This window comes from Bordetella muralis (genome assembly GCF_965139205.1).
Classification (GTDB): domain Bacteria; phylum Pseudomonadota; class Gammaproteobacteria; order Burkholderiales; family Burkholderiaceae_B; genus Bordetella_A; species Bordetella_A muralis.
On record NZ_CBCSIU010000049.1, the window covers coordinates 1 to 8825 of the forward strand.

The following is an 8825-nucleotide window of genomic DNA, read 5'->3' on the forward strand; positions in this document are numbered from 1 at the left end:
GGGCGCCGGACCGGCCACGTGAAGCCCCCACGCAGCCACTGCCCCGCATCGACGTCCAATAGCACCAAACCCTCACACCCAAGACACACAACACTGTAAGCTCAATAACCAACTACCTAAATAAACGACAACAAGAACCCCGCTAAATCAGCCCCCGAATCCCCGCAATGCCATGCGCCCCGTGCCGGCGCGCCTCATCCAGGGTATCGGCAGACTGCCCCCCTAACGCATACACAGGCAGTCCAGCATCCCGATTGCCAGCAACAAAACCATCCCATCCCATACCAGCTTGCCCCGGATGCGAAGGTGTTTCCAACACTGCTCCCAACACAGCAAAATCCGCACCCATCTCACGTGCATGCACGATCTGCGCATTGTCGTGAGCCGATACGCCAACTAAAGCGCCTTCGGGCAACTCCGGCCGTGCATGCAATGCCGCTGCATCGTTCGCGCGTAAATGCACGCCGTCGGCCTGGCGCCACCAGGCTGCAGGATGCACGCTGTTGATCAGCACACGAGCACCCGCAGCGTGGCAGAGCTTGACGATGGTCTGCACGGCGTCGCGTAGCGAAGTGGCTCCAGGGCCGTCAGGCCAATCCGGCTCACGTACTTGCACGAGCTTCAGGCCACGCGCCAAGGCACGCTCCAGCCGTTCGAGAAACGAGGGCAAGCCCGCACGTCCGCCGATCGACGTAATGCCGTAGGTGTTGGGCAACTGCAGCCAACGCAAGGGCGGCAGGGTGGCCGGCAGCAGATCGCCGACACTAGACGCCTCGGCGGGGTTGACCCATTCCAGGCGCTGGTTTTCCAGACTGCGCGGCTCGCCTTTCCAGCCCGTGACCTGGCAAAACGCCAAGCGAACGGTGGTGTGAGGATAGGCGTGCACATAAGTCACCCACGGAACCGCTTGCGTGACCTCGATGCCGATTTCTTCTTGCAGCTCGCGCGCCAATGCTTGGAGCACGGTTTCACCGGGTTCCAGTTTGCCGCCAGGCAACTCCCACCAGCCCGCCCAAGGCTTGCCCTCAGGCCGTTGCCCCAGCAGGAGTTGACCGTCGGGCCGCAGAATCAGACCTGCGGCGACGTCGATGATGCCGTCAGACATGGCGTGCCGCCCAATCGCGAGCAAATTGATAGGCCACCCGGCCTGAGCGCGAGCCGCGTTCCAGCGCCCATTGCAAGGCCTCCGTGCGGCTGGCCTCGATCTGATCTGCGGGGCAGTTCAGTTCCTCCAGCCAGTGGTACACGATATCCAGATAGTCATCCTGTTTGAACGGATGAAATGACAGCCACAGCCCGAAACGCTCGGACAGCGAGATTTTTTCCTCGACGGTTTCGCCTGGATGAATCTCGCCATCGGCCTGGTGCTTGGCCTGCAGGTTCTCGCTCATGTATTCCGGCATCAGGTGACGCCGGTTGGACGTCGCATAGATCAGCACGTTGTCGCCCGATGCTGACACCGAGCCATCCAGCACTGATTTCAGGGCCTTGTAGCCGGCTTCGCCTTCCTCGAAAGACAAGTCGTCGCAGAACACGATATAGCGTTCGGGACGCGCCGCGACCAGCTCGACGATGTCGGCCAGGTCACCCAGGTCGGATTTGTCGACCTCGATCAAACGCAGCCCTTGGTCGCCATAGGCGGCCAGCATGGCCTTGACCAGCGAGCTCTTGCCGGTGCCGCGTGCGCCGGTCATCAGCACATTGTTGGCGGGTTTTTTCTGCAGGAACTGAAGCGTGTTGCGATCGATGATGCCTTTCTGGCGTTCGATGTGCTGCAGATCGGCCATGTCGATCCGGGCCACGTGGCGCACGGCGTCCAGCCAGCCGCGTGTGCCGCGTTTGCGCCAGCGGTAGGCATGGGCGGACCAATCAATTTCGGGCGGTGCGGCGGGCAGCCAGGCTTCGAGCTGGGCCAGCACGCGTTCGGCTCGTTCGATCAGAACGGAAAAATCAGCAGCACTCACGTCGGTATTTCCTGCAGGAACAATAACAAGACAACAAGGGCGCGAGATCACGCGCCCTCAGCGATCAATGTATCAAGAGCGGTAATCGGCGTTGATGCTGACGTACTCATGCGAGAAATCGCAGGTGTACACGGTGTCAGCCGCCTGGCCACGCGCCAGCGCAATGCGTACGGTGATTTCCGCTTGCTTCATGACACGCTGACCGTCTGCCTCTTGGTAGTCAGGATTGCGGCCGCCGTCTTTGGCGACCAGCACGTCGTCCAGCCAGAGGCGCAGCTTCGAGACGTCCAGATCGTCTACGCCGGCGTAGCCGATGGCGGCCAGGATGCGGCCCAGGTTGGGGTCGGAGGCGAAAAACGCCGTCTTGACCAGCGGCGAGTGGGCAACCGAGTATGCGATCTTCAGGGCTTCTTCGGTGGTCAGGGCTTCTTCGACGCGCACGGTCATGAATTTGGTCGCGCCTTCGGCGTCGCGCACGATCTTCTGTGCCAGGTCCAGTGCGGCCGCGGCCAGCGCATCGCGCACGGCGGCATAGTGCGGGTCGGCTTCGGAGGTGATCTCCACGCCCGATTGGCCGGTGGCGATGATGATGAACGAGTCGTTGGTGGAGGTGTCGCCGTCGACGGTGATGCGGTTAAACGACTGGTTGGCGATTTCCAGGGCCAGCTTGCGCAGCACCGGCTGAGCAATGCTGGCGTCCGTGGCCAGGAAGCTCAACATGGTGGCCATGTTCGGGCGGATCATGCCGGCGCCCTTGCTGATGCCGGTAAAGGTGACGGTCTTGCCGTCGATCTGCTGACGTTGCGAGTGGATCTTGGGCTGCGTGTCAGTGGTCATGATGCCGTGGGCGGCATTGAACCATTCGTTAGGGCCCAGATTGCCCAGGGCAGCGGGCAGGGCGGCGGTCAGGCGGTCCAGCGGCAGGGGCTCGAGGATGACGCCGGTCGAAAACGGCAGGATCTGCTGGGCGGGGACATTCAGCAGTTTGCCCAGGGCCACGCAGGTGTCCTGAGCTTTTTTCAGGCCTTCGGCGCCGGTGCCGGCATTGGCGTTACCGGTATTGATCACCAGGGCGCGGATCGGGCCGCCTGCGGCCAGATGCGCCTCACAGACCTGCACCGGTGCAGCACGGAAACGGTTGCGGGTGAACACGCCCGCCACATTGGAGCCAGGCGCCAGCTGGAACACGGTCAAGTCACGTCGGTTGGCCTTGCGGATACCGGCTTCGGTAACGCCGATGTCTACGCCGGCAACGGGAAAAATATCGGACTCGGAGGGGATCTGCAGGTTAACGGCCATGACTTCGTCTCTGTGGCGGGGCAAAAGGAATCTCGAAAACCCCGCCCGTCGGACGGGGGGCTCCGCGTATTATCCCACCATCGAGTGACGGACCAAGGGATTGCCCGGGGGGGGCCTTATTTTCCTGCCTCACGCAGTCAACACTCCTGGGCGTATGGCGGCTCAGGGCAGGCTTGTCTGAGGCGCCGCAGCGCAACCGTGCGGTGGCCGACCGTCATCGTGTAAGCCCGCGATATTCGCGACGCTGAGGCCAGGGCAGCGGCGGTTGCGATCAGCGATCGTGCTTGCGAGCGGCGACGACTTGCAGTTTCAATTCGCCCAACGCCTGATACAGGGCATCCCGATGATCCTCGGGCAGGTCGGCGAACATCCCTTTCACCCAGCCCTCATGAGCGCGCGCCATGCGGGTGAACATCCGGCGGCCTTGCGGGGTGAGTTTCAAGACGGAACTGCGCCGGTCGGTTTCCACCTTGGTGCGCATGACCATGCCTTCTTTTTCGAGCTGGTCGGTGATGCCGGTGATATTGCCGTTGGTGACCATCATGCGGCGCGACAGCTCACCCATTTTCATGCCCTTGGGCGCCCGTTGCAGCTGCGCCATCAGGTCAAAACGGGGCAAAGTGGTGTCGAATTCGGTGCGTAGACGGCTGCGAATCTCGGACTCGATCAGATTGCAGCAAGTCAGCATGCGCAGCCATAGGCGCAACGCATGGTGATCATCGGGCGCAGCGCGTGTTTCCAGGTCAGGCGTGTCGATCATGATATGGCGCAGAGCGAGTCTCGGTAAAAACCCTAGTCTTGTCTTGCTAGATACTTTAAACCTAAACTATGAGACACGCTAGTCCTGTTTGCGTCGTCCGGGAGATGTGCTCAGGTCAGCGACAGCCGTTTCGCATTCGCATTCCCTTATAAAAAACATCCGCCGCCCGCGGCGCAGGAGTACCACGATGCGTTTCATGACTTCTTTGGCGGCTGCTCTTGTGCTGCTGCCAGCCCTCTCGTCCGCCGATCCCGTCAAGGTCGGTATTGCTAATGATATATCGGGTCCGTTTTCCGCGCTTGGCGCCGAGGCGCGCGACGGGTTCAATCTGGCGATCAAGCAGTTGGGCGGCAAGCTGGGCGGCCAGCCGGCCGAGTTCCTGCAAACTGACATGGGCGGCAACCCCGATCAGGCGCGCCAACTGGTGTCACGCTACATCCAGCGCGACAAAATCGATTTCTTTACCGGTCCCATCGGCTCGAACGTCGCGCTCGCGGTGGGCCCTGCGTTGTTCGCCGCCAAGGTGCCCTATCTCTCCAACAACCCTGGCCCCAGCCAGTTTGCCGGCGAGCGTTGCAATCAATACTGGTTCGGCACCTCGTATCAGAACGACGCATTTCACGAGGCCGCAGGCAAAGTCGCCGCGGACAAGGGCTTCAAGAAAGTGCTGATCATGGCGCCCGACTATCCGGCGGGCAAGGACGCACTGACAGGATTCAAGCGTGGCTATAAGGCCGAAGTCGCCGAAGAGGTCTACACCAAGCTGGGCCAGCTCGATTACGCGGCCGAGTTAGCGCAGATCCGTGCCGCCAAGCCGGATGCGGTGTTTATCTTTCTGCCGGGCGGCATGGGTATTAATTTCGTCAAGCAATTCGTCTCGACGGGCTTGTCGCAAAGCGTGAAACTCATCGGTCCGGGTTTTTCGGCTGACGAGGATGTGATCCAGGCCGTTGGTGATCCGATGCTGGGCATGTTCAACACGGCGCAGTGGGCTCATGATCTGGATGTGCCCCAAAACAAGCAGTTCGTGGACGCTTTCCGCAAAGAGTACGGCGGCCGTTATCCGTCCGTCTATGCGGCGCAGGCCTATGACGTCATCATGGCCATGGACGCAGCCGTGAAGCAGGCCGGCGGAAAGGCCTCTGATCGCGACGCTATCGTGGCAGCACTTGCCAAGGCCGATTATCCCTCGGTGCGCGGCCAGTTCACCTACGGCAAAAACCATTATCCCATTCAGGCTTATTACCTGCGCGTGATTGAAAAAGACAGCGAAGGCCGTATCACCAACAAGCTGGTGGGCAAGATATTTGATGACTATCAGGACGTGTACGTGGGCCAGTGCAAGCTGTAGCCATGTAAACCGCCCCGCGGACCGGTGCCGGGCCGCGGCAATGGGGAAACAGGTTTCTTGACCGGATCCTGAGTTGGCGCAGGCGTTCACAACCGCCGGCGCAGACCCGAGGATACTGGAGTATTTGATGACGCTAGTGGTCGAGCAGTTGCTAAACGGCCTGCAGTTCGGGCTGATGTTGTTTTTGATTGCCGCCGGGTTGACGTTGGTGTTCGGGATCATGGACATCATGAACCTGGCGCACGGTTCTTTGTATATGGCGGGTGCCTATGTCGCGGCCGAAACCATGCAACGCACCGGTTCTTTTCTCGCGGCCGTTCTGGTCGCCGCATTGGCGACGGGGGTGGTGGGCCTGGTGCTGGAGCGCCTTTTGATACGGCGCCTCGCTGTGCGCGATCACCTCGCGCAGGTCTTGGGTACGTATGCCGTTATTTTGATTGCCAACGATCTGGTCAAAATGATCTGGGGCCCTGCGCCGGTGATGTTGAATTTGCCTGCCGCTTTATCCGGGCCCGTGCGTTTGCTGCCCGATCTGATGTATCCGGCCTACCGCTTGATGATCATCGCTTGCGGTTTGGCCGCAGCGGTGGGTCTGTACTGGTTCGTGACGCGTACCCGTGCGGGTGTGCTGGTGCGGGCGGGTGCTTCCAATCGGCAAATGGCGACACTGATGGGCGTGCGCGTACCGCTGCTGTTTCTAGGGGTATTCACCATCGGCGCCATGTTGGCCGCCGTGGCGGGCGCACTGCTGGGGCCGATCACTGCGGTGCAAGTCGGGATGGGCGAAGAGATCCTGATTCTGGTACTGGTGTGTATCGTGATCGGTGGCATCGGCTCGATACGAGGCGCTTTTGTCGGCGCCTTGTTGGTCGGGATGGTCGATACCGCCGGCCGGGCATTTCTGCCGATGTTTTTGCGCGAGGTCTTGCCGCCTGCAATGGCGTCCAGCCTGGCCGCGACGTTCGCGGCGATTTCCATTTATCTGCTCATGGCTGTGGTGCTGGTATTCCGGCCGGCTGGGCTGTTTCCGGCACGTGGGTGAGCGATGCGTAAAGCAATCATAGGCAGTTGGATTGTGCTGTTGGCCTTGGCGGTATTTCCGCTGGTGGCCGAGGCCATGGGATTGGATTTTTATGTGTCGGTCGTACGACGGGTACTGATCTACGCAGTGGCAGCGACGAGCTTGAATTTGATTCTGGGGTATGGCGGCATGGTGGCGCTGGGGCATGCCGCGTTTTTCGGCGCGGGGGCTTATGTCGTCGGGATTCTGGAGTCCTACGGTGTCCAGGCGGGATTGATCGTCTGGCCTGCCGCCGCTGCGCTGGCAGGCGTTCTGGCATTGCTGATCGGTGCGGTGTCGCTGCGCACGCGCGGGGTCTACTTCATCATGATCACCCTCGCTTTTGCGCAGATGGTGTATTACGTCTTCATCTCGCTGCGTCAGTATGGCGGAGAAGACGGCCTGAATCTGGCGGGGTATTCGTCCTTGCCTGGCGTGGATCTGGCCGATAGCAACAGCTTTTATTACGTCGTCCTGGCGTTGTTTGCCGTGTTGATGTGGGCCTTTGGGCGTTTGGTGAATTCGCGATTCGGAACTGCGCTGCAAGGGATACGCGAAAACGAATCGCGTATGGAGGCGCTGGGCTATCCCGTATTTCGATTGAAGCTCGCGGCGTTTGTCATCAGCGGCGCCGTGGCGGGATTGGCGGGAGCGTTGCTCGCCAATCACAACCTGTTTATTTCACCCAGCCTGATGCATTGGACGCAGTCGGCCAATCTGCTGGTCATGGTGCTGGTGGGCGGCATCGGCCTGCGCTACGGCGGCGTGGTGGGCGCCGTGGTGATGCTGGCGCTGGAGGAAGTCTTGCGCATGTGGACGGAATACTGGCATCTGCCGTTGGGGATTCTGCTGTTGTGCGTGGTGTTCGGGGCGCCACGTGGATTGGCGGGCCTGGTCGCACCGTGGTTCGCCGGGACAAGCGTGCGGGGAGGTCGGGCATGAGTGATGCAGCAAAGACCTCGGCGCCTGTGTTGCAAGCGACCGGCCTGGTTCGCCGTTTCGGCGCGTTGCTGGCGACTGATCATGTGTCGTTGTCGTTGGCGCCTGGCGAAATCCATGCCCTGATCGGCCCCAACGGTGCAGGCAAATCAACCTTGATCCATTTATTGTCCGGGACCTTGCCGGCCGATGAGGGCAGCCTGGTGTTGGGCGGTGTCGATGTGACGCGACTGAATGCGCACCAGCGCGTAGCGGCGGGTTTGTCGCGTTCGTATCAGATTACGAATATTTTCAAATCGTTCAGCGTGCTCGACAACCTGTTGCTGGCGGCGCAGGCTCATGCGGGCAGCAGTTTCCGTTTCTGGAAGCCGCGCACGGCCGATACCGCCTTGTACGACACGGCGCAGGCGCTGGCTCGTCAATGTGCGATTGACGATGCGTTGCTCGATCGCCCCGCTGCGACCCTGCCGCATGGCGAGCAGCGCAAGCTCGAGTTCGCGTTGGCTTTGGCTGCCAGGCCGAGCGTGTTGTTGTTGGACGAGCCTATGGCGGGCATGGGGCCTGATGAAACGTTGCGTTTGACCGACCTGATCGAGTCGATGCGGGGGCAGACCACCATGTTGTTGGTGGAGCACGATATGCAAGCGGTATTCCGTCTGGCCGATCGCATTTCGGTGCTGGTGTATGGACGCATCATCGCGACAGGTACGCCTGAGGAGATCCGCGCCAATCCAGACGTGCGCAAGGCCTATCTAGGCGACGATGATTCTCCCCACGCTGCAGGGGTGCGTACGCAGGAGCAAGCGTCATGTTGAATATGCGCGCTGTCGAAAGCGGCTATGGGGCCAGCCAGGTGTTGTTCGGGGTAGACCTGGATATCAGTGCGGGGCAAGTGGTCACCCTATTGGGACGCAACGGCATGGGCAAGAGCACGCTGTTGCGCACGATGTTCGGCCAGCTGCCGTTACGGGCGGGCAGCATCCGTTTTGCGGGTCAGGATATCGGCGGCTGGGCGCCGGACCGCATTGCCCGCGCGGGGCTGGCAATTGTGCCCGAGGGACGGCAATGTTTTCCGAATCTCACGGTGCGGGAGCATCTGACGGCTTTTGTCGCGGCGCGTAATCCGGATATTGGGGAGCCCTGGACGGTCGAGAGAGTGTTTGCCCTGTTTCCTCGGCTGGAGGAACGGGCGGGCAATATGGGGAATCAATTGTCTGGCGGCGAGCAACAGATGCTGGCAATCGGGCGGGCCTTGGTGACGAATCCCAGGCTGTTGATTCTGGATGAGGCGACCGAGGGACTGGCGCCGCTGGTGCGCGAGGAGATCTGGAATTGTGTGGCTACGTTGCGGGAGGCGGGGCAGACGATTTTGGTGATTGATAAGTACGTGGAGAGGCTGCTGGGGTTGGCGGATTATCACGTCGTGCTTGAGAGGGGGCGGGTGGTTTGGAC

9 protein-coding genes are annotated in these 8825 nt (G+C 61.1%); 5 read left to right on the forward strand and 4 right to left on the reverse strand.

Annotation, left to right across the window (positions count from 1 at the left end; all coding sequences use genetic code 11):
* Positions 1 to 142: 142 nt before the first annotated feature.
* The 4 genes from ACNA0I_RS26600 to ACNA0I_RS26615 all read right to left on the reverse strand — a co-directional run bounded on the left by ACNA0I_RS26600 (position 143) and on the right by ACNA0I_RS26615 (position 4023).
* Positions 143 to 1105, reverse strand: a complete 963-nt coding sequence (locus tag ACNA0I_RS26600) for a Nudix family hydrolase (RefSeq protein WP_415809028.1) — start codon at positions 1103 to 1105, stop codon at positions 143 to 145.
* Positions 1098 to 1964, reverse strand: a complete 867-nt coding sequence (locus ACNA0I_RS26605; protein WP_415809029.1) for an ATP-binding protein — start codon at positions 1962 to 1964, stop codon at positions 1098 to 1100. The genes ACNA0I_RS26600 and ACNA0I_RS26605 overlap by 8 nt, the downstream gene beginning before the upstream one ends.
* Positions 1965 to 2036: 72 nt before the next feature.
* The gene (argJ, locus tag ACNA0I_RS26610) at positions 2037 to 3263 is read right to left on the reverse strand and encodes a bifunctional glutamate N-acetyltransferase/amino-acid acetyltransferase ArgJ (RefSeq protein ID WP_415809030.1); all 1227 of its coding nucleotides are present in this window, start codon (positions 3261 to 3263) and stop codon (positions 2037 to 2039) included.
* 271 nt (positions 3264 to 3534) lie between these two features.
* Positions 3535 to 4023: a MarR family winged helix-turn-helix transcriptional regulator gene (locus ACNA0I_RS26615; protein WP_415809031.1), complete on the reverse strand. Its 489-nt coding sequence runs from the start codon at positions 4021 to 4023 to the stop codon at positions 3535 to 3537.
* Between the two features lie 187 nt (positions 4024 to 4210).
* On the opposite strand from ACNA0I_RS26615, the gene ACNA0I_RS26620 reads away from it, so the two are divergent.
* The 5 genes from ACNA0I_RS26620 to ACNA0I_RS26640 form a co-directional block, all read left to right on the forward strand.
* Positions 4211 to 5374 carry an ABC transporter substrate-binding protein gene (locus ACNA0I_RS26620; protein WP_415809032.1) on the forward strand — a complete coding sequence of 388 codons (1164 nt, stop codon included), beginning with the start codon at positions 4211 to 4213 and terminating at the stop codon, positions 5372 to 5374.
* A gap of 127 nt (positions 5375 to 5501) precedes the next feature.
* A complete protein-coding gene (locus ACNA0I_RS26625; RefSeq protein ID WP_415809033.1) occupies positions 5502 to 6416 on the forward strand; it encodes a branched-chain amino acid ABC transporter permease in 915 nt (304 codons plus the stop codon).
* Positions 6417 to 6419: 3 nt separating this feature from the next.
* Positions 6420 to 7376 (forward strand): branched-chain amino acid ABC transporter permease, encoded by a 957-nt coding sequence (locus ACNA0I_RS26630; RefSeq protein ID WP_415809034.1) that lies wholly within the window; start codon positions 6420 to 6422, stop codon positions 7374 to 7376.
* The gene (locus ACNA0I_RS26635) at positions 7373 to 8188 is read left to right on the forward strand and encodes an ABC transporter ATP-binding protein (protein ID WP_415809035.1); all 816 of its coding nucleotides are present in this window, start codon (positions 7373 to 7375) and stop codon (positions 8186 to 8188) included. The genes ACNA0I_RS26630 and ACNA0I_RS26635 overlap by 4 nt, the downstream gene beginning before the upstream one ends.
* On the forward strand, positions 8182 to 8825 hold a 644-nt coding region (locus ACNA0I_RS26640), incomplete at its 3' end, for an ABC transporter ATP-binding protein (protein ID WP_415809036.1). The genes ACNA0I_RS26635 and ACNA0I_RS26640, both read left to right, overlap by 7 nt.

Bases quoted from the DNA above. Each gene is read 5' to 3' on its own strand.
- ACNA0I_RS26635 (WP_415809035.1), top strand. From the start codon at position 7,373: ATGAGTGATGCAGCAAAGACCTCGGCGCCTGTGTTGCAAGCGACCGGC.
- ACNA0I_RS26600 (WP_415809028.1), bottom strand. From the start codon at position 1,105: ATGTCTGACGGCATCATCGACGTCGCCGCAGGTCTGATTCTGCGGCCC.
- ACNA0I_RS26615 (WP_415809031.1), bottom strand. From the start codon at position 4,023: ATGATCGACACGCCTGACCTGGAAACACGCGCTGCGCCCGATGATCAC.
- ACNA0I_RS26630 (WP_415809034.1), top strand. From the start codon at position 6,420: ATGCGTAAAGCAATCATAGGCAGTTGGATTGTGCTGTTGGCCTTGGCG.
- ACNA0I_RS26625 (WP_415809033.1), top strand. From the start codon at position 5,502: ATGACGCTAGTGGTCGAGCAGTTGCTAAACGGCCTGCAGTTCGGGCTG.
- argJ (WP_415809030.1), bottom strand. From the start codon at position 3,263: ATGGCCGTTAACCTGCAGATCCCCTCCGAGTCCGATATTTTTCCCGTT.
- ACNA0I_RS26620 (WP_415809032.1), top strand. From the start codon at position 4,211: ATGCGTTTCATGACTTCTTTGGCGGCTGCTCTTGTGCTGCTGCCAGCC.